Source organism: Kitasatospora sp. NPDC041988 (assembly GCF_055588525.1).
Genome location: NZ_JBVJCO010000030.1, coordinates 1 through 18,819 on the forward strand (window position 1 = coordinate 1; position 18,819 = coordinate 18,819).

14 protein-coding genes and 1 pseudogene are annotated in these 18,819 nt (G+C 71.9%); 7 read left to right on the forward strand and 8 right to left on the reverse strand.

Annotated features, from left to right (window positions below):
• From ACZ6NC_RS26890 to hrcA, 4 genes and pseudogenes are all read right to left on the reverse strand, one after another.
• Nucleotides 1–936 (reverse strand): annotated as a pseudogene (locus tag ACZ6NC_RS26890) (hypothetical protein); the annotation flags it as partial.
• Nucleotides 937–1,079: 143 nt separating this feature from the next.
• Complete coding sequence (locus ACZ6NC_RS26895; protein WP_465736337.1) at nucleotides 1,080–1,829, reverse strand: 16S rRNA (uracil(1498)-N(3))-methyltransferase; 750 nt, start codon at nucleotides 1,827–1,829, stop codon at nucleotides 1,080–1,082.
• Nucleotides 1,830–1,907: 78 nt separating this feature from the next.
• On the reverse strand, nucleotides 1,908–3,047 hold the full coding sequence (gene dnaJ / locus ACZ6NC_RS26900) for a molecular chaperone DnaJ (protein ID WP_465736338.1): 1,140 nt from the start codon (nucleotides 3,045–3,047) through the stop codon (nucleotides 1,908–1,910).
• A 75-nt stretch (nucleotides 3,048–3,122) separates the two neighbouring features.
• The gene (hrcA, locus tag ACZ6NC_RS26905; protein ID WP_465736339.1) at nucleotides 3,123–4,157 is read right to left on the reverse strand and encodes a heat-inducible transcriptional repressor HrcA; all 1,035 of its coding nucleotides are present in this window, start codon (nucleotides 4,155–4,157) and stop codon (nucleotides 3,123–3,125) included.
• A 259-nt stretch (nucleotides 4,158–4,416) separates the two neighbouring features.
• Here hrcA and htpX point away from each other — a divergent pair, with 259 nt between their 5' ends.
• Genes htpX through ACZ6NC_RS26920 form a run of 3 tightly spaced genes read left to right on the forward strand, consistent with a single transcriptional unit; the run spans nucleotide 4,417 to nucleotide 6,889 of the window.
• Entirely contained in the window at nucleotides 4,417–5,337 is a 921-nt protein-coding gene (htpX, locus tag ACZ6NC_RS26910; RefSeq protein ID WP_465736340.1) for a zinc metalloprotease HtpX, read from the forward strand.
• Nucleotides 5,338–5,395: 58 nt separating this feature from the next.
• The gene (pspAB, locus tag ACZ6NC_RS26915) at nucleotides 5,396–5,980 is read left to right on the forward strand and encodes a PspA-associated protein PspAB (RefSeq protein WP_396323215.1); all 585 of its coding nucleotides are present in this window, start codon (nucleotides 5,396–5,398) and stop codon (nucleotides 5,978–5,980) included.
• Nucleotides 5,981–6,025: 45 nt separating this feature from the next.
• Nucleotides 6,026–6,889 (forward strand): DUF3097 domain-containing protein, encoded by an 864-nt coding sequence (locus tag ACZ6NC_RS26920; RefSeq protein WP_465736341.1) that lies wholly within the window; start codon nucleotides 6,026–6,028, stop codon nucleotides 6,887–6,889.
• Here ACZ6NC_RS26920 and ACZ6NC_RS26925 read toward each other — a convergent pair whose 3' ends face one another.
• The 3 genes from ACZ6NC_RS26925 to ACZ6NC_RS26935 all read right to left on the reverse strand — a co-directional run bounded on the left by ACZ6NC_RS26925 (nucleotide 6,890) and on the right by ACZ6NC_RS26935 (nucleotide 10,295).
• Nucleotides 6,890–7,033, reverse strand: a complete 144-nt coding sequence (locus ACZ6NC_RS26925) for a hypothetical protein (RefSeq protein ID WP_465736342.1) — start codon at nucleotides 7,031–7,033, stop codon at nucleotides 6,890–6,892. It abuts the gene before it with no gap.
• Between the two features lie 35 nt (nucleotides 7,034–7,068).
• Nucleotides 7,069–8,298: a radical SAM family heme chaperone HemW gene (hemW, locus tag ACZ6NC_RS26930; protein ID WP_465736343.1), complete on the reverse strand. Its 1,230-nt coding sequence runs from the start codon at nucleotides 8,296–8,298 to the stop codon at nucleotides 7,069–7,071.
• 74 nt (nucleotides 8,299–8,372) lie between these two features.
• Nucleotides 8,373–10,295: an AMP-dependent synthetase/ligase gene (locus ACZ6NC_RS26935; RefSeq protein WP_465736344.1), complete on the reverse strand. Its 1,923-nt coding sequence runs from the start codon at nucleotides 10,293–10,295 to the stop codon at nucleotides 8,373–8,375.
• Between the two features lie 346 nt (nucleotides 10,296–10,641).
• On the opposite strand from ACZ6NC_RS26935, the gene ACZ6NC_RS26940 reads away from it, so the two are divergent.
• The 4 genes from ACZ6NC_RS26940 to ACZ6NC_RS26955 all read left to right on the forward strand — a co-directional run bounded on the left by ACZ6NC_RS26940 (nucleotide 10,642) and on the right by ACZ6NC_RS26955 (nucleotide 16,650).
• Complete coding sequence (locus tag ACZ6NC_RS26940) at nucleotides 10,642–12,375, forward strand: ABC transporter ATP-binding protein (RefSeq protein WP_465736345.1); 1,734 nt, start codon at nucleotides 10,642–10,644, stop codon at nucleotides 12,373–12,375.
• A 140-nt stretch (nucleotides 12,376–12,515) separates the two neighbouring features.
• Nucleotides 12,516–14,414 carry an ABC transporter ATP-binding protein gene (locus tag ACZ6NC_RS26945; protein ID WP_465736416.1) on the forward strand — a complete coding sequence of 633 codons (1,899 nt, stop codon included), beginning with the start codon at nucleotides 12,516–12,518 and terminating at the stop codon, nucleotides 14,412–14,414.
• A 127-nt stretch (nucleotides 14,415–14,541) separates the two neighbouring features.
• Nucleotides 14,542–15,465 carry an RNA polymerase sigma factor SigJ gene (gene sigJ / locus ACZ6NC_RS26950; protein WP_465736346.1) on the forward strand — a complete coding sequence of 308 codons (924 nt, stop codon included), beginning with the start codon at nucleotides 14,542–14,544 and terminating at the stop codon, nucleotides 15,463–15,465.
• Nucleotides 15,466–15,663: 198 nt separating this feature from the next.
• Nucleotides 15,664–16,650: an NAD(P)/FAD-dependent oxidoreductase gene (locus tag ACZ6NC_RS26955; protein ID WP_465736347.1), complete on the forward strand. Its 987-nt coding sequence runs from the start codon at nucleotides 15,664–15,666 to the stop codon at nucleotides 16,648–16,650.
• Between the two features lie 94 nt (nucleotides 16,651–16,744).
• On the opposite strand, the gene lepA is transcribed toward ACZ6NC_RS26955, so the two are convergent.
• Complete coding sequence (gene lepA / locus ACZ6NC_RS26960; RefSeq protein ID WP_465736348.1) at nucleotides 16,745–18,613, reverse strand: translation elongation factor 4; 1,869 nt, start codon at nucleotides 18,611–18,613, stop codon at nucleotides 16,745–16,747.
• Nucleotides 18,614–18,819 lie beyond the last annotated feature (206 nt).

Below are 18,819 nucleotides of genomic sequence, written 5' to 3' on the forward strand. Positions count from 1 at the left end.
GTATGTAGCTTCACCCCCCGGCCGGGTGTTGTCCCCCCCCGTACCCCCCCCCCCCCCGGCCCGCGGCCCGGCCAGCCGGATGTCGAGCCGGCGCGGCCCGGCGCCGCCCGTGGCGTCGGCGCCGGCCTGGTCGTCCAGGTTGTCCAGCAGCCAGAGGTCACCGGCCCGGTGCCAGACCACCCGGGTGCCGTCGGTGGTGGCGTTGCGGGCGTAGAAGCCCTCCGGGGAGGTGGTGTGACGGCGCAGGTCGGTCCCGTCCGGGAGGCTGGAGTACAGCTCGCCGACGCCCTCGTGGTCCGAGAGGAAGGCGATCCTGGCGGTGCCGGGCCCGCCCACCCAGAGCGGGGAGTCGAGCTGCCCGTCCAGCTCCTCGTGGACGCGGACGAACTCGTCGCGGCCGATCCAGAGCTTGCCGGCCTGGCCGCCCCGGTACCGCTTCCACCAGGCCGGGTCCCGGTTGTTCGCCGAGACCAGCAGCACCCGGTCGCCGTCCGGCTCGAACGCCAGGCCCCCGACCGGCCCGTACGGCAGCCGGACCGGCTCTCCGCCGTCCAGCGGCACGGCGTGCGCCCAGGTGCGGCGCAGGGTGGCCTGCCCGGCGGTGGTGGTGGCGATCGGGCGGCCGTCGGCCGTCCAGCCCTGCAGCTGGGTCTGGTCGCTGCCCCAGTACGTCAGCCGCCGGGACGGGCCGCCGTCCACCGGCGCGAGGTGCACCTCCGGCGCGCCGTCCCGGGTGGAGGTGAAGGCGATGTGCCGCCCGTCCGGGGAGAACCGCGGTCTGCGGACGGGGACATGATCGGCCGTCAGCCGCCAGGCCCGGCCGCCGTCCAGCGGGGCGAGCCAGACGTCGTTCTCGGCCACGAAGGTGACCAGGTCACCGTGCAGGTGCGGGTGGCGCAGGTAGGCGCCGGCAGGGGTGCTCGGAGATTCGCTCACGCAGTCAGCCTAGGCACGTCCGCACACGATGCACCGGGGTTTTCCGGAACAGCCAACCCGGGTGGGGGACGCCCGCCCACGGCCCCGGGACCTCAGGACCCGGGGCTGACGGCCCCGGGGCTGACGGCCCCGGGGCTGACGGCTCAGCTCCAGCGGCCGGTGCGGCCCAGCAGCAGGGCGCCGGCGGCCACGCCCGCCGTGGAGGTGCGCAGCACCGACGGACCGAGCCGGTACGGCCTGGCACCGGCCTCGGCGAAGGCGGCCAGCTCGTCCGGGGAGACCCCGCCCTCGGGGCCGATCACCAGCACGATGTCCCCGCTCGCCGGCAGGGTTGCACCGGCCAGCGGCTCGGCGCCGTCCTCGTGCAGCACGGCGGCGAGCGCGGCACCGGCCAGGACGGGCGCCAGCTGCCGGGTGGTCACCGGCTCGCGGACGTCGGGGAAGCGCAGCCGGCGGGACTGCTTGCCCGCCTCGCGGGCGGTGGCCCGCCACTTGGCCAGCGCCTTGGCGCCGCGCTCGCCCTTCCACTGGGTGATGCAGCGCGAGGCGGCCCAGGGGATCACCACGTCCACGCCGACCTCGGTCATGGTCTCCACGGCGAGCTCGCCGCGGTCGCCCTTGGGCAGCGCCTGGACGACGACGATCCGCGGCGCCGGCTCGGGCTCCCGCCGGACGGCGGTCACGGCCACGTCGATCGCGTCCTTGCCGTGCACCGCCGCCACCGTGCCGTCCACGCCGAGGCCCAGCCCGTCCGCGAGGGTCACCGCCTCGCCGGGCTCCAGCCGCTTCACGGCGGCGGCGTGCCGCCCCTCCGGACCGTCCAGCCGGACCACCGCGCCGGGGGCGGCGGTGGCGAGCTGCGCGGTCTCGACGACGAACACGGGCGCGGTCATGGGGGTTCCCCTGAGATCTCTGTGCGATGGAACGACGGCGCCCGGTGACCCGGTCCGGGTCACCGGGCGCCGGTGCGGTCAGCGGCCGTTGAAGGCGTCCTTCAGACGGGAGAACAGCCCCTGCTGGCCCGGCGCGAACTGGCCTGAGGGCCGTTCCTCGCCGCGCAGCACCGCGAGGCGGCGCAGCAGGTCCTCCTGCTCGGCGTCGAGCTTGGTGGGCGTCTGCACCTCGACATGCACTATCAGGTCGCCCCGGCCGCCGCCGCGCAGGTGGGTGATGCCGCGGCCGTGCAGCGGGATCGACTGGCCGGACTGGGTGCCGGGCCGGATGTCGACCTCCTCCAGCCCGTCCAGGGTCTGCAGCGGCACCTGGGTACCGAGCGAGGCGGCCGTCATCGGGATGGTGACGGTGCAGTGCAGGTCGTCGCCGCGCCGCTGGAACACCGTGTGGCTGGTCTCGGCGATCTCGACGTAGAGGTCGCCGGCGGGGCCGCCGCCGGGGCCGACCTCGCCCTCGCCGGCCAGCTGGATCCGGGTGCCGTTGTCGACACCGGCCGGGATCTTGACGGTCAGGGTGCGGCGGGCGCGGACGCGGCCGTCACCGGCGCACTCCGGGCACGGGGTCGGCACCACGGTGCCGAAGCCCTGGCACTGCGGGCAGGGGCGGGAGGTCATGACCTGGCCCAGGAAGGACCGGGTGACCTGGGAGACCTCGCCCTTGCCGCGGCACATGTCACAGGTCTGCGCGGAGGTACCGGGGGCCGCGCCCTCGCCGCTGCAGGTGGTGCAGGTGACGGCCGTGTCGACCTGGAGTTCCTTGGTGGTGCCGAAGGCGGCCTCCTCCAGGGTGATCTCCAGCCGGATCATGGCGTCCTGGCCACGCCTGGTCCGGGAGCGCGGGCCGCGCTGACCGGAGGCGGCGCCGAAGAAGGCGTCCATGATGTCGGAGAAGCCGAAGCCCGCCGCGCCCGCGCCGAATCCGCCCGCGCCGCCGCCGCTGGGCGACAGGGGGTCGCCGCCGAGGTCGTAGACCTGGCGCTTCTGCGGATCGGAGAGCACCTCGTAGGCGGCGTTGATCTCCTTGAACCGCTCCTGCGTCTTCGGGTCCGGGTTGACGTCCGGGTGCAGTTCGCGTGCCAGGCGCCGGAACGCCTTCTTGATCTCGTCCTGCCCCGCATCCCGTCGGACGCCGAGTACCGCGTAGTAGTCCGTGGCCACCAAATGCTCCGCTTGTTCCGCCTGTTGAAGTGCTTGCGACTGGTACCACCATCGGCCGTCCGATGGTGGCCGTTCCTACGACTCGGCCAGGATCTGGCCCACGTACCGTGCCACCGCTCGCACCGCCCCCATTGTGCCCGGGTAGTCCATCCGGGTCGGACCGATCACACCCAGCTTGGCCACGCTCTCGTCGCCCGAACCGTAGCCCACGGAGACGATCGAGGTGGAATTGAGCCCTTCGTACGCGTTCTCCCGGCCGATCCGGACCGTCATCCCGGCGTCGGCCGTCTCACCCAGGAGGCGGAGCAGGACGACCTGCTCCTCCAGCGCCTCCAGCACCGGCTGGATGGTGAGCGGGAAGTCGTGCCCGAAGCGGGTCAGGTTGGCCGTGCCGGCCAGCATGATCCGCTCCTCGTTCTGCTCGGCGAGCGCCTCGAAGAGCGTCGCCAGGACGGTGGTGACGGCCGGCCGGTCGGCCGCCTCGAACTGGGACGGCAGCTCGTCCAGCAGCTCCGGGACCTCGGGCAGGCGCTGCCCGACGGCCCTTGTGTTGATCTTGGCACGCAGGTCTGCCAGGACGGTCTCGCCGACCGTGCCCGGGCAGTCCACGAGCCGCTGCTCGACCCGGCCGGTGTTGGTGATCAGGACCAGCATGACCTTGGCCGGGGCCAGCGCCACCAGTTCGATGTGGCGCACGGTGGACCGGGAGAGCGAGGGGTACTGGACCACCGCGACCTGCCGGGTGAGCTGGGCGAGCAGCCGAACCGTACGGGCGACCACGTCGTCGAGGTCGACCGCGCCGTCCAGGAAGTGCCGGATCGCCCGCCGCTCGGGCGCGCTCATCGGCTTGACCTCGGCCAGCCGGTCGACGAACAGGCGGTACCCCTTGTCGGTGGGGATCCGCCCGGCGCTGGTGTGCGGCTGGTGGATGTAGCCGTCGTCCTCCAGCGCCGCCATGTCGTTGCGAACGGTGGCCGGGGACACGCCCAGGCTGTGCCGCTCCACGAGGGCCTTGGAGCCGACCGGCTCCTCGGTGCCCACGTAGTCCTGGACGATGGCGCGAAGCACCGCGAGTTTGCGGTCGTCGAGCTGGCGGACCTCACCGGCCATGGGGCACGCACCTCCGTCTTCGCACGTTGTCCGATGTGACATGTGTCCGTATGTCCCGCTGCGGACCCCACTGCGGGCCCCGGCTTTGGCACTCTGAACACACGAGTGCCAGAACCGTACCTGCCAGTGTAAGGCCCGGGTCCGACGGCAGGAACGGCCCGGCCACAGTGATCCTGCCCGCAGTCCGTGGCGCGGGGGTGATGCCCCGCGCCCGTCCGGGTGGCAGCATCGATAGCGGACGGCGAACAGAGGAGCAGAGATGTCGACCTCGGGCCAGCACACCCGCTTCGCACCGGACCGCGGCCTGACCGGCCGGATGGTCGGGACCATGTTCGTGATCGGGCTGTTGTACGTCGGTTTCACCGGTCTGCTGATCGCACTGCTGCGCGGGGCCTGGCCGCTGATCGTGCTGATCTCGGGCGGGCTGTTCGTCGCGCAGTTCTGGTTCAGCGACAAGATCACCGAACGGGCGATGGGCGCCCACCGGGTCACCCCGGAGCAGTACCCCCAGCTGCACGGCACCGTCGACCGGCTCTGCGCACTCGCCGACATGCCCAAACCCCGGGTGGCGGTCGCCGACAACGACATGCCGAACGCCTTCGCGACCGGCCGCAACCCGCAGAACGCCGTGGTCTGCGTCACCACCGGGCTGCTGCGACGGCTGGATCCGGAGGAGCTGGAGGGCGTGCTCGCGCACGAGCTGTCGCACGTCGCCCACCGGGACGTCGCGGTGATGACCATCGCCGGGTTCCTCGGGGTGCTGGCCGGGGCGATGACCCGGATCGCGATGTACGGCGGCTTCATGGGCGGCGGCCGGAACAACAGCGACTCCAACGCCGCGATCGCCGCGCTGATCATCCCGCTGGTGTCGGTGGTGGTGTACGCGATCAGCTTCCTGCTGACCAGGCTGCTCTCCCGCTACCGCGAGCTGGCCGCCGACCGGGCCGCCGCCCAGCTCACCGGCCGGCCCAGCGCGCTCGCCTCGGCGCTGACCAAGGTGACCGGCCAGATCGCCGCGATCCCCACCAAGGACCTGCGCAAGGCGCAGCCGTACAACGCCTTCTACTTCGCCCCGGCGCTGAGCGCCCGGGACGCCGCCTCGCAGCTGCTCTCCACCCACCCGTCGCTGGAGCAGCGGCTGGCGCAGCTGGCGAAGATCTCGGCCCAGCTCGGCCGCTGAACCGCCTCAGGCGGCCGGGCCGCTCCGGCCGCCGGGACCACCTCCGGAAGGGACCGCCGTGGGATTCCTGGACACGCTGTTCGGCCGCACCAAGCCGGTCAGGCCCGACCTCGACCAGCTGTTCGGCGTACCGTCCGCCGCGCTGACCCTGGAGGCGGCCTCCGGCTTCCGCCCCACCGGCGTCGGGTCGGTCTGCTTCGCCTCCGTCGAGGGCGGGGCGTTCGGCGAGGTCGAGCGGCAGGTGCGGGCGCTGCTGGACGCCGACACCGAACGCGGCGGCGTGCCGGTCGAGGCCTCCAAGGACGCGTACGGGTACTCCTGGCTGCTCGCCCGGCACACGCCCGAGGAGCTGCCGGAGCTGGTCAACGACCTGCACGCGGTCAACAGCGAGCTGGAGGCGAACGGCTTCGGGCCGCAGCTGCTCTGCTCGCTGGTCGCCTTCCGCGACGCCGAGGGGCAGCCGCTGGCGCTGGTCTACCTGTACAAGCGCGGCACCTTCTACCCGTTCGCGCCGGTGCCGGGCGGCGGGGAGAAGCGGAACAGCCCGCTGGAGCTGCAGGTCAACGCCATGCTCGGGAACGACCTGCGGCTGGAGAAGGACCTCACCCGCTGGTTCCCGGTCTGGGGCGCGCCGGGTCTGTGACGGCTGTCGGGGCCCGTGACGGTCCCGCTGCCTATAGTCGGCTGCATGCGCAGCCGCCAGTACGGACCCGACCTCACCCCGCCGTGGAAGATGGGGGCACCTCCCAGCCGCCAGGCTGCGGGACGACAGCCCGCCCCGGAGGTGCCCGCCGAGCGGGACCTCGTCGTGGAGGAGGCGGCGACGGGCTTCTGCGGGGCGGTGGTGCGCTGCGAGAAGACCGCCGAGGGCCTCACCGTCACCCTGGAGGACCGCTTCGGCAAGCACCGGGTCTTCCCGCTGGTGCCACGCGGCTTCCTGCTGGAGGGCACGGTCGTCACGCTGGTCCGGCCCGCGGCCGCCTCGCCCGCGCCCGCCCGCACGCCCGGCCGGACGGCCTCCGGCTCGGTGGCCGTCCCCGGTGCCCGCGCCCGGGTGGCCCGGGAGTCCCGGATCTACGTGGAGGGCCGGCACGACGCCGAACTGGTCGAGCGGGTCTGGGGCGACGACCTGCGGATCGAGGGCGTGGTGGTCGAGTACCTGGAGGGCATCGACGACCTGCCCGCGATCGTCGCCGACTTCGCCCCCGGCCCCGGCCGACGCCTCGGCGTCCTGGTCGACCACCTGCTCCCCGGCACCAAGGAGCACCGCATCGCGGCCCGGGTGACCGGCGACGCCGTCCTGGTCGTCGGCCACCCCTACATCGACATCTGGCAGGCCGTGAAGCCCGCCTCCGTCGGCATCCCCGGCTGGCCCGACGTCCCGTACGGCGAGGTCTGGAAGGAGGGCATCTGCCGCCGCCTCGGCTGGCCGGTGGACAGCCCCTCCGCGTGGAAGCGGATCCTGGCCTCGGTCGACTCCTACAAGGACCTGGAGCCGGCCCTGCTGGCGAAGGTCGAGGAACTGATCGACTTCGTGACCCTGCCCGAGTGACTACACGTAAGCCTGGAACTCCGAGGTGTCGAGGGCGAGGCCGAGCAGGTCGATCGGAACCGGCTCACCGAACTTGGTGGTCCGCTCGACCACGTAGTCCGGCAGCCCCGAGGCAGCCGCCCTGCTCGGTTCGGTCAACAGCACGCAGACGCCCTTGATCGGATCGACGATCAGGTACGTCAGTCCACCAGGTCACGCACGACCGCGTCGGCCAGCAGGCGGCCCTGGAGGGTGAGGGTGGCACGGCCCTCGGCGTAGGTGACGGGGTCGAGCAGGCCCTCGCTGCGGGCCCGCTCGGCGGCCTTCAGGCCGGTCTCCGTCAGGAGGGCGAGCGGGATGCCCTCGGCGAGGCGGAGTTCGAGGAGGATGCGCTCGACCCGGCGGTCCTCGTCGGTGAGCAGTTCGCGGCCCTGGGCGGGGGTGCGCTGCTCGGCGAGGGAGCCGGCGTACGCGGCGGGGTGCTTGGCGTTCCACCAGCGGACGCCGCCGACGTGGCTGTGGGCGCCGGGACCGGCGCCCCACCAGTCGGCGCCCGTCCAGTACAGCTCGTTGTGGCGGCAGCGGCCCTCGGGGGTGGTGGCCCAGTTGGAGACCTCGTACCAGGAGTAGCCGGCGGCGGCGAGCGCCTGCTCGGCGATCAGGTAGCGGTCGGCGTGCACGTCGTCGTCGATCATCGGGAGTTCGCCGCGCTTGACCCGGGCGGCCAGCTTGGTGCCGTCCTCGACGATCAGCGAGTAGGCCGAGACGTGGTCGGGGCCCGCGGAGATGGCGGCGTCCAGGGAGGCCCGCCAGTCGTCGTCGGACTCGCCGGGGGTGCCGTAGATGAGGTCCAGGTTGACGTGCTCGAAGCCGGCCGCGCGGGCCTCGGCGACGCAGGCCTCGGGGCGGCCCGGGGTGTGGTGGCGGTCGAGCAGCCGGAGCACGTGCGGGCGGGCGCTCTGCATGCCGAAGGAGACCCGGTTGTAGCCGCCCGCGCGCAGCTCCGCGAGGTAGGCCGGGTCGACGGACTCGGGGTTGGCCTCGGTGGTGACCTCGGCGCCCTCCGCCAGCCCGAACTCGTCGCGGATCGCGGCGAGCATCTTCACCAGATCCCGGGCGGGCAGCAGGGTGGGCGTGCCGCCGCCGAGGAAGACGGTCTGCACGGGCAGGTCGGCGTCGCCCAGCACCCTGCGGGCCAGCCTGATCTCCGCGACCACGTTGTCGGCGTACGTCTCCTGGGAGGCGACAGCCCCGGAGGAGCGCAGCTCGGTGGCGGTGTAGGTGTTGAAGTCGCAGTAGCCGCAGCGGCTCGCGCAGTACGGCACGTGCAGGTAGAAGCCGAACGGCCGCGACCCGAGCCCGGCGAGGGCGTGTGCGGGCAGGGAACCGTCGGACGGCACGGGTTCGCCGTCGGGGAGTGCGGAGGGCATGACCCCATTGTCCCGTACGGCCCGGGCAGCCCCGAAACGATCGGGCTGCCCGGGCCGTACGGGGCGGAAGCGGGTCAGGCCTCGTTGGCGCCCGCGTACATCTCGGTGACGGCGTCGGCGTACGTCCGCTCGACCACCGGGCGCTTGATCTTCAGGCTCGGCGTGAGCTCGCCGTGCTCGATGTCCAGGTCGCGCGGGAGCAGGGTGAACTTCTTGATCGTCTGCCAGCGCTGGAGACCGGAGTTGAGGCGCTGCACGAAGCCGTCGATCAGCTTGTGCACCTGCGGGTCGGCGACCACCTCGGCGTAGGACTTGCCGGCCAGGCCGTGCTCGGCGGCCCACGGCATGATCACCGACTCGTCGAGGCCGATCAGCGCGGTGCAGAAGTTGCGGCCGTTGCCGATCACCAGGATGTTGCTGACGAACGGGCAGACCGCCTTGAACTTGCCCTCGACCTCGCTGGGCGCGACGTACTTGCCGCCGGAGGTCTTGAACATGTCCTTCTTGCGGTCGGTGATCCGCAGGAAGCCGTCCGCGGACAGTTCGCCGATGTCCTCGGTGTGGAACCAGCCGTCGGCCTCCAGCACCTCGGCGGTCTTCTCCGGCAGGTTGTGGTAGCCGCGCATGATGCCGGGGCCGCGCAGCAGGATCTCGCCGTCCTCGGCGATCCGGACCTCGGTGCCGGGCAGCGCGCGGCCGACCGTGCCGACCCGGACGTCCTCCGCACGGTTGACGGACGAGCCGGCGCTGGTCTCGCTCAGGCCGTAGCCCTCCAGGATCGGCACCCCGGCGCCGACGAAGAAGTAGCCGATCTCGGGGGCGAGCGCGGCACTGCCGGAGACCGCGCCGCGCAGCCGCCCGCCGAAGGCGGCCCGGATCTTGGCGAACACCAGCTTGTCGGCGAGCGCGTGCTGCAGCCGCAGGCCCAGCGGGGCACTGCCGACACCGGTGGCGACCCGGTTGTCCTGGACGACCCGGGCGTACTCCCGGGCGGTCTGCGCCGCCCACATGAAGATCCTGTACTTGGCGCCGCCCTCGGCCCGGGCCTTGCCGGCGATGCCGTTGTAGACCTTCTCGAAGATGCGCGGCGCCGAGGCCATGACGGTCGGCCGGATGACCGGCAGGTTGTGGATGATCCGGTCGACCCTGCCGTCCACGGCCATCACGTGGCCGGTGGCGATCTGCCCCGAGATCAGCGTCTTGCCGAAGACGTGCGAGAGCGGCAGCCACATGAACTGCACGTCGTCGGCGGCCAGCAGCCCGCTGGCCTCCTGGGCCCGTCCCTCGTACGCCCAGCAGTCGTGCACCAGACGCACGCCCTTGGGACGCCCGGTCGTGCCGGAGGTGTAGATGAGGGTGGCCAGCTGCTCCTTGTCGAGCGCGGCGATGGTCTTCTCGACGGCGTCCGGGTGCTGCACCAGGTACTCGGCGCCGAGCTGCTCCAGCTCGGCCAGGGTGAGCACGTTCAGCCCGCCGGTCTCGGGAGCCTCGGCGGGCGCGTCGAAGAGGACGACGGTGCGCAGCTCGGGCAGCCGGTCGGCCTCGGCGACGGCCTTGGCGAGCTGGGCGGCGTTCTCGGCGAACAGGGCCCTGGAGCCGGAGTCGGAGAGGATGAACGCCGTCTCGTCGGCGTTGGTGCTCGGGTAGACGGCGGTGGTGGCCGCGCCCGCGCACATGTTGCCGAGGTCGGCGATGACCCACTCCAGCCGGGTGGAGGAGGCCAGCGCGACCCGGTCCTCGGGCTGGATGCCCAGCGACAGCAGGCCTGCGGCCACCGCGTACACCCGGGTGGCGGTCTGCGCCCAGGTCAGCGAGCGCCACTGCTCGGCGCCGGGGGTGCTGTCCGCCGCGTGCTCGTCCACCGGGACGGGAAAGCGGTACGCCTCACCGGCCGGGGTGGCGGCGACCCGCTCCTGGAACAGGTGGGCGACGGAGGCGGGACGCGCGGCAACGATGTCGGCACGGCCGGAGTCGATCAGGGACTGCGCGGAACTCAACGAGGACCTCCGGGGGCGGGTGGCCGTCTGAGGGATTGTCGCGGCTCCCGTGGGGGCGGTCGCCGGGCCCCCGACCGACCGGACTGGTACCGGTGAGTAACAAGGGGGCAATCAGCAGCCTAGGGGGAAACCGGTCATTCCGTAAGAGGGCGGGACAGCCTGGCACGCCTCCGGGCGCCGGGTGCAGCCTGCGAGAGCGCCCGCAACCGGCTCCACCGCAACACCGGGCAAAGGAGGCAAAGGACTGGACAAACATCCGGGCGGCGTACCCAGAATCGCCTGTACGAGTCCACCAAAGAACGAGAATCGGGATGCGAATCCCACTGCCGACGACAAGAGTGTGCCAGTGCTGATCAGACTGCTCCGGGCGTACCTGCGCCCCTACTCCCGACCGATCACCCTGCTGGTGCTGCTCCAGCTGGTCTCGACGCTCGCCCTGCTCTACCTGCCCACACTCAACGCCGACATCATCGACGACGGTGTGGTGAAGGGCGACACGGGGACCATCCTGCGGCTCGGCGGCGTGATGATCGCCATCACCGTGGCCCAGGCGTTCTGCTCGATCGGCGCCGTCTACTACGGCGCGCGCACCGCGATGGCCGTCGGCCGGGACGTCCGGGCCGCCGTCTTCGACCGGGTGCAGAGCTTCTCCGCCCGCGAACTCGGCCAGTTCGGCGCCCCCTCGCTGATCACCCGCACCACCAACGACGTCCAGCAGGTCCAGATGCTGGTCCTGATGTCCTTCACGCTGATGGTCGCCGCGCCGATCATGTGCGTCGGCGGCATCATCATGGCGCTCAACCAGGACGTCCCGCTCTCCGGGCTGCTGCTCGCCGTCGTCCCGGTGCTCGGCATCGTCGTCACCCTGCTGGTCCGCTCGCTGCGCCCCAAGTTCCGCAGCATGCAGACGAAGATCGACACCGTGAACCGGGTTCTGCGCGAGCAGATCACCGGCATCCGGGTCATCCGAGCCTTCGTCAAAGACGACCACGAGCAGACCCGGTTCGCCGGCGCCAACGGGGAGCTGACCGACGTCTCGCTCCAGGTCGGCCGGTTGATGTCGCTGATGTTCCCGCTCGTGATGCTGGTGGTGAACGTCTCCAGCGTCGCCGTGCTCTGGTTCGGCGCACAGCGGATCGACAGCGGCGGCATGGAGATCGGCGCGCTGACCGCCTTCCTCTCCTACCTGATGCAGATCCTGATGAGCGTCATGATGGCCACCTTCATGTTCATGATGGTGCCGCGCGCCGAGGTCTGCGCCGAGCGTATCCAGGAGGTGCTGGACACCCGCTCCAGCGTCGTCCCGCCGTCCGCTCCGGTCACCGAGGTGCTGGCCCGGGGCAACCTGGAGCTGCGCGACGTCGAATTCCGCTACCCGGGCGCCGAGGCCTCCGTACTGCGCGGCATCGACATCACCGCCCGCCCCGGCCAGACCACCGCCGTCATCGGCTCCACCGGCAGCGGCAAGTCCACCCTGCTCGGCCTCGTCCCCCGGCTCTTCGACGCCACCTCCGGGCAGGTCCTGCTGGACGGCGTCGACGTGCGCGACCTCGCCCCCGAGGCCATCGCCGAGACCGTCGGCCTCGTGCCGCAGAAGCCCTACCTGTTCACCGGCACCGTCGCCAGCAACCTGCGCTACGGCCGGCCCGACGCCACCGACGAGGAGCTCTGGCACGCCCTCGACGTCGCCCAGGCCAGGGACTTCGTCGAGCTCCTCCCCGAAGGCCTGGACGCGCCCATCGCCCAGGGCGGCAGCAACGTCTCCGGCGGCCAGCGCCAGCGCCTCGCGATCGCCCGCGCACTGGTCCGCAAGCCCGGCGTCTACCTGTTCGACGACTCCTTCTCGGCGCTCGACTACGCCACCGACGCCAGGCTCCGCAAGGCGCTCGCCCGGGAGACCTCCGACGCCACCGTGCTGATCGTCGCCCAGCGCGTCTCCACCATCCGCGACGCCGACCGGATCATCGTCCTGGACGAGGGCGCCGTCGTCGGCAGCGGCACCCACGGCGAGCTGATGGCCGGCAACCCGACATACCGGGAGATCGTGCTCTCCCAGCTCACCGAGCAGGAGGCGGCGTGACCACCGCGGACAAGAAGACGCCCTTGACGAAGGGCCCGGCACAGCAGGGCCCGGGCCCCGGCGCGGCGGGCCCCGGCGAGCCGCGCAGCGACTCGCAGTCCGCCGCCGCCCGCCGCGGCCCGGCCGGCCCCGGCCGGTTCATGGGCGGCCAGGGCGCCGAGAAGTCGATGGACTTCAAGGGCTCCGGCAAACGCGTCCTCAAGCTGCTGCGCCCGGAACGCGCCCTGCTCTCCGGCGTCCTCGCGCTCGGCGTGCTCAGCATCGGCTGCGCCGTCACCGGCCCCAAGATCCTCGGCAACGCCACCGACCTGATCTTCGCCGGCGTGGTCGGCGACAAGTTCCCGGCCGGCACCACCAAGGAGCAGGTCATCGCGGGCCTGCGCGCCGGCGGCGACGGCAACGTCGCCGACGTGCTCTCCTCGATCGACTTCACCCCCGGCCAGGGCATGGACTTCGGGGCGATCGGCACCGTGCTGCTCTGGGTGCTGGCGATCTACGTCGCCTCCGCCGTCTTCGGCATCGTCCAGGGCCGGCTCGCCACCACCGCCATCCAGCGGGCCGGCTACCGGCTGCGCCAGGACGTCGAGGCCAAGCTCGCCCGGCTGCCGCTCAGCTACTTCGACAAGCAGCCGCGCGGCGAGGTGCTCAGCCGGGTCACCAACGACATCGACAACATCGGCCAGTCCATGCAGCAGACCATGGGCCAGGTGGTGAACTCGCTGCTCACCGTGGTCGGCGTGCTGGCCATGATGTTCTGGATCTCGCCGCTGCTCGCCCTGATCGCGCTGGTCTCGGTGCCGCTCTCGGTGGTCGTGGCGACCAAGGTCGGCAAGCGGGCCCAGCCGCAGTTCGTCCAGCAGTGGAAGTCCACCGGCCAGCTGAACGCGCACATCGAGGAGATGTACACCGGGCACGCCCTGGTCAAGGTCTTCGGCCGGCAGAAGGAGTCCGCCGAGACCTTCCGCGAGCACAACGAGTCGCTCTTCGAGTCCAGCTTCCGGGCCCAGTTCATCTCCGGGATCATCCAGCCCGCGATGATACTGCTCGCAAACCTCCAGTACGTGCTGGTCGCCGTGGTCGGCGGGCTCCGGGTGGCCAGCGGCGCGCTGTCCATCGGCGACGTACAGGCCTTCATCCAGTACTCGCGGCAGTTCAGCCAGCCGCTCACCCAGGTCGCCAGCATGGCCAACCTGGTGCAGTCCGGCATCGCCTCCGCCGAACGCGTCTTCGAACTGCTGGACGCTCCCGAGCAGACCCCCGAGCCGGCCATGCCGGAACGTCCCGACGCCGTCCGCGGCCGGGTCTCCTTCCAGGACGTCTCCTTCCGCTACGAGCCCGACACGCCGCTCATCGAGGACCTCTCGCTCAAGGTCGAACCCGGGCAGACCGTCGCCATCGTCGGCCCCACCGGCGCCGGCAAGACCACCATGGTCAACCTGCTGATGCGGTTCTACGAGGTCAGCGGCGGACGGATCACCCTCGACGGGGTGGACATCGCCGCCATGTCCCGCGAGGAGCTGCGCTCCGGCATCGGCATGGTCCTCCAGGACACCTGGCTGTTCGGCGGCACCATCGCCGAGAACATCGCGTACGGCGCCGACGGCGCCACCCGCGAGCAGGTCATCGAGGCGGCCAAGGCCGCGCACGTCGACCGCTTCGTCCGCACCCTGCCGGACGGCTACGACACCCGGATCGACGACGAGGGCACCGGCGTCAGCGCCGGCGAGAAGCAGCTCATCACCATCGCCCGGGCGTTCCTCGCACAGCCGTCGATCCTCGTCCTGGACGAGGCGACCAGCTCGGTCGACACCCGCACCGAGGTACTGATCCAGCGCGCCATGGCCCGGCTGCGCACCGGCCGCACCAGCTTCGTGATCGCCCACCGGCTCTCCACCATCCGGGACGCCGACGTGATCCTGGTGATGGAGAACGGCTCGATCGTCGAGCAGGGCACGCACGACGAGCTGATCGCCACCGACGCCGCGTACGCGCGGCTGTACAAGGCGCAGTTCGCCGAGGCGGTGGCCGAGGTCGACTGACCGGGCACGCCCGGCGAGGAGCCGGAGGGGGACGCCGGCCACTGCGGCGCCCCCCTCCGGCTCTTCATCTTCCGGTCTTCGCCTTCCGATCTTCGCCTTCCGGGCGGCGGGCGCTACCGTGGGGCCTGTGAGTGACGACCCGTCGGCTGCAGCCGTGCCGAGCCCGGACGCGACCCCTGACGCCTTCGAGGTGAACCGGCGCTACCTGGGCTCGGTCGCCTACCGGCTGCTCGGGTCGTTCAGCGACGCCGAGGACGTACTGCAGGAGGCCTGGCTGCGCTGGCGGTCCGCCGACCAGTCCGCCGTCACCGACCCGCGGGCCTTCCTCACCACCGTCGTCACCCGGCTCTGCTACGACCAGCTGGGCTCCGCCCGGGCCCGCCGGGAGGCCTACTTCGGCGAGTGGCTGCCCGAACCGGCCGTCTCCTACCAGGACTCCCCCTCCTCCCCCGCCGAGCTGGCCGAACTCGGCGAGTCGGTCTCGCTGGCACTGCTCGCCGTCCTGGAACAGCTCACCCCGGCCGAACGCGCCGCGTTCGTGCTGCACGACGTGTTCGCGGTCGGCTTCGACGAGATCGCCGCCTCGCTCGACCGCTCCACCGAGGCCACCCGCCAGCTCGCCTCCCGGGCCCGGCGCCGGGTGAAGGACGGCGGCCGCCGCGCCACCGCCGACCGCGCCGAGCACCGGCAGGCGGTGGAGGCGTTCGCCGCGGCGTCCACGCGCGGCGACATCGAGGGCCTGCTCGCCGTGCTCGACCCGGAGGTCGTCTGGCACTCCGACGGCGGCGGGGTCGTCACCGCCGGTGCCCGTCCGGTGTTCGGCGCCGACAAGGTCTCCCGACTGGTCGCCGGCCTGGTCGCGAAGTGGTTCACCCCGGACATGGGCCTCGCGTTCGCCCTGGTCAACGGCGAGCCGGGCCTGCTCTGGCACGACGCAGACGGCGCGGTCGGCGGTGTGCTCGCCTTCACCGTCGCCGACGGCCGGATCACCGAGGCGTACGTGGTGGTCAACCCCGAGAAGCTCACCCGGATCGCGCCGATCGCCGGCTAGCCCGACCCCGCGCGCCATGTGACGCAGGTCACTGTCACGGTTCGACCGGCCGCGTCGTCCCCTTCCCGAAAACGCAGCGAGCGCTTCGAGAAGGCGCTTCGAAGGAGGCGGACGACATGACCGAGAAGCAGATCGTCGTACTGGGCGCCGGCTACGCGGGACTGACCGCGGCGACCCGGGCGCGGCAAGCACAACCGGGTGACTCTGATCGCCCCGGAAACCCGCTTCCTGCACCGCGTCCGCCAGCACGAGACCGCCGCCGGCCGGCCCGCACACCGGCCCACCGTCGCCGAGGTCGTCCGCGGCCGCGGCGTGCGACACATCGCGGCCCGCGCCACCGCCCTCGACCTCAACGCCCGCAAGGTCTTCCTGGACACCGGCGAGGCCGTCCCCTACGACACCCTGGTCTACGCCCTCGGCAGCCGCACCGCCTGGCACGGCGTCCCCGGCGCCGCCGAGCACGCCTACCCCGTCGAGCGGGCCGCCGAACTGGGCCGGCGGCTGCGCACCGCCGGCCGCCCCGGCACCGTCGCCGTGGTCGGCGGCGGCGCCACCGGCATCGAACTGGCCACCGAGATCGCCGAGGCCAACCCCGGCTGGAAGGTCCGGATCGTCGCCGCCGGCCAGGTCGGCGGCTGGTTCTCGGCCCGCGGCCGCCGCCACGTCCTGGACGTGATGGGCCGGCTCGGCGTCGAGGTGCACGAGCAGAGCACCGTCACCGCCGTCGACCCGGACGGCCTGGAGACCACCGCCGGCCGGATCCCCGCCGACGTGGTCGCCTGGGCCGCCGCTCTGGAGCCGCACCCGCTGGCCGCCGAGGCCGGCCTGACCGTCAACGCGGCCGGCCAGGCCGTGGTCGACAGCCACCTGCGCTCGGTCTCGCACCCCGACGTCCACGTGATCGGCGACGCCGCCGAGGTCACCGTCCCCGGCACCGGCACCCTGCGGATGGCCTGCGCCACCGCCCAGCCGATGGGCCGCTACCTCGGCAAGCTGCTCGCCGGGGGCACCGACAAGCCCTTCGCGTTCCGGTACGCGGTGCAGTGCCTGAGCCTCGGCCGCCGGGACGGCATGGTCCAGCTGATCCACGGCGACGACTCGATGCGGCCCACCGTGCTCACCGGCCTGACCGGGCGGCTGACCAAGGCGCTCATCGTCAACGGCGTGGTGTGGTCGCTGCGGTGACCCCGGCGGGCCCGGGCGTGGCACCCCCGGCCGGCCGGACACGCCGAGGGCCCGGGGCTGATCAGATCGCCCCGGGCCCCTCGTGCGCCGTCGGTTACTTCTTCTCCTTCGGCGCCTCGGCGTCGGTGGACAGCGCGGCGATGAAGGCCTCCTGCGGGACCTCCACGCGACCGACCATCTTCATCCGCTTCTTGCCTTCCTTCTGCTTCTCCAGCAGCTTGCGCTTACGCGAGATGTCACCGCCGTAGCACTTGGCGAGGACGTCCTTGCGGATCGCGCGGACCGTCTCGCGGGCGATCACCCGGGAGCCGATCGCCGCCTGGATCGGCACCTCGAACTGCTGGCGCGGGATCAGCTTCTGCAGCTTGCCGGCCATCATCACGCCGTAGTTGTAGGCCTTGTCCTTGTGCACGATCGCGGAGAACGCGTCCACCGCGTCGCCGTGCAGCAGGATGTCGACCTTCACCAGGTCGGCCGTCTGCTCGCCGATCGGCTCGTAGTCGAAGGAGCCGTAACCACGGGTCTTGGACTTCAGGTGGTCGAAGAAGTCGAAGACGATCTCCGCGAGCGGCAGGGTGTAGCGCAGCTCGACCCGGTCCTCGGAGAGGTAGTCCATGCCCTGGAGGTTGCCGCGGCGGCTCTGGCAGAGCTCCATGATCGCGCCGACGAACTCGTTCGGCGCCAGGATGGTGCCGCGCACGACCGGCTCGTGCACTTCGGCGATCTTGCCGGTCGGGAACTCGCTCGGGTTGGTGACGGTGTGCTCGGTGCCGTCCTCCATCACGACGCGGTAGACCACGTTCGGGGCGGTGGAGATCAGGTCGAGGTTGAACTCGCGCTCCAGGCGCTCCCGGATGATCTCCAGGTGCAGCAGGCCGAGGAAGCCACAGCGGTAGCCGAAGCCGAGCGCGACCGAGGTCTCCGGCTCGTAGACCAGCGCGGCATCGTTCAGGCGCAGCTTGTCGAGGGCGTCGCGCAGCAGCGGGTAGTCCGAACCGTCCAGCGGGTAGAGGCCGGAGAACACCATCGGGCGCGGGTCCTTGTAGCCGCCCAGCGGCTCGGTCGCGCCCTTGTGCATCGAGGTGATGGTGTCACCGACCTTGGACTGCCGGACGTCCTTCACACCGGTGATGATGTAGCCCACCTCGCCGACGCCGAGGCCGTCGGCGACCTTCGGCTCGGGCGAGATGACGCCGATCTCCAGCAGCTCGTGGGTCGCGCCGGTGGACATCATCGCGATCCGCTCACGCTTGGTGAGCTGGCCGTCGACGACACGGACGTAGGTGACCACGCCGCGGTAGGAGTCGTAGACCGAGTCGAAGATCATCGCGCGGGCCGGGGCGTCCTTGACGCCGACCGGCGCCGGGATCCGGTCGACCACGTGGTCGAGCAGCTCCGGCACGCCGAGGCCGCTCTTGGCGCTGACCTTGAGGACGTCCTCCGGGTCGCACCCGATGATGTGGGCGAGCTCGGCGGCGTACTTCTCCGGCTGGGCGGCCGGCAGGTCGATCTTGTTCAGCACCGGGACGATCGTGAGGTCGTTCTCCAGCGCCAGGTACAGGTTGGCGAGGGTCTGCGCCTCGATGCCCTGGGCGGCGTCCACCACGAGGATGGTGCCCTCGCACGCGGCGAGCGAGCGGGAGACCTCGTACGTGAAGTCCACGTGGCCCGGGGTGTCGATCATGTTGAGGATGTGCGTCGTGCCGGCGTCAGCCCCGGTCTTCGGCGCCCACGGGAGGCGGACGGCCTGCGACTTGATCGTGATGCCGCGCTCGCGCTCGATGTCCATCCGGTCGAGGTACTGGGCGCGCATCTGCCGCGGGTCGACCACACCGGTGATCTGGAGCATCCGGTCTGCGAGCGTCGACTTGCCGTGGTCGATGTGGGCGATGATGCAGAAGTTGCGGATCAGCGCCGGGTCGGTACGGCTGGGCTCTGGCACATTGCTGGGGGTCGCGGGCACCTTGGTCCGATTCTCCGTTGGTCCGGGGGCCGGGGGTGTCCTGGTCATCGCTGACCGGTTTCCCGGGGACCGGACAGTCGTCCGATCGAAATAGTTCCTCCCATACTCCCACGAGCGCGACGTGCCCCGCCGTTCGGTTCTTCCCGGGGGCTCCGGCGGGCCTTCCGGTGGGGGCGACCGGCTGTCCCCCGCAGGGGCGGTCGGCT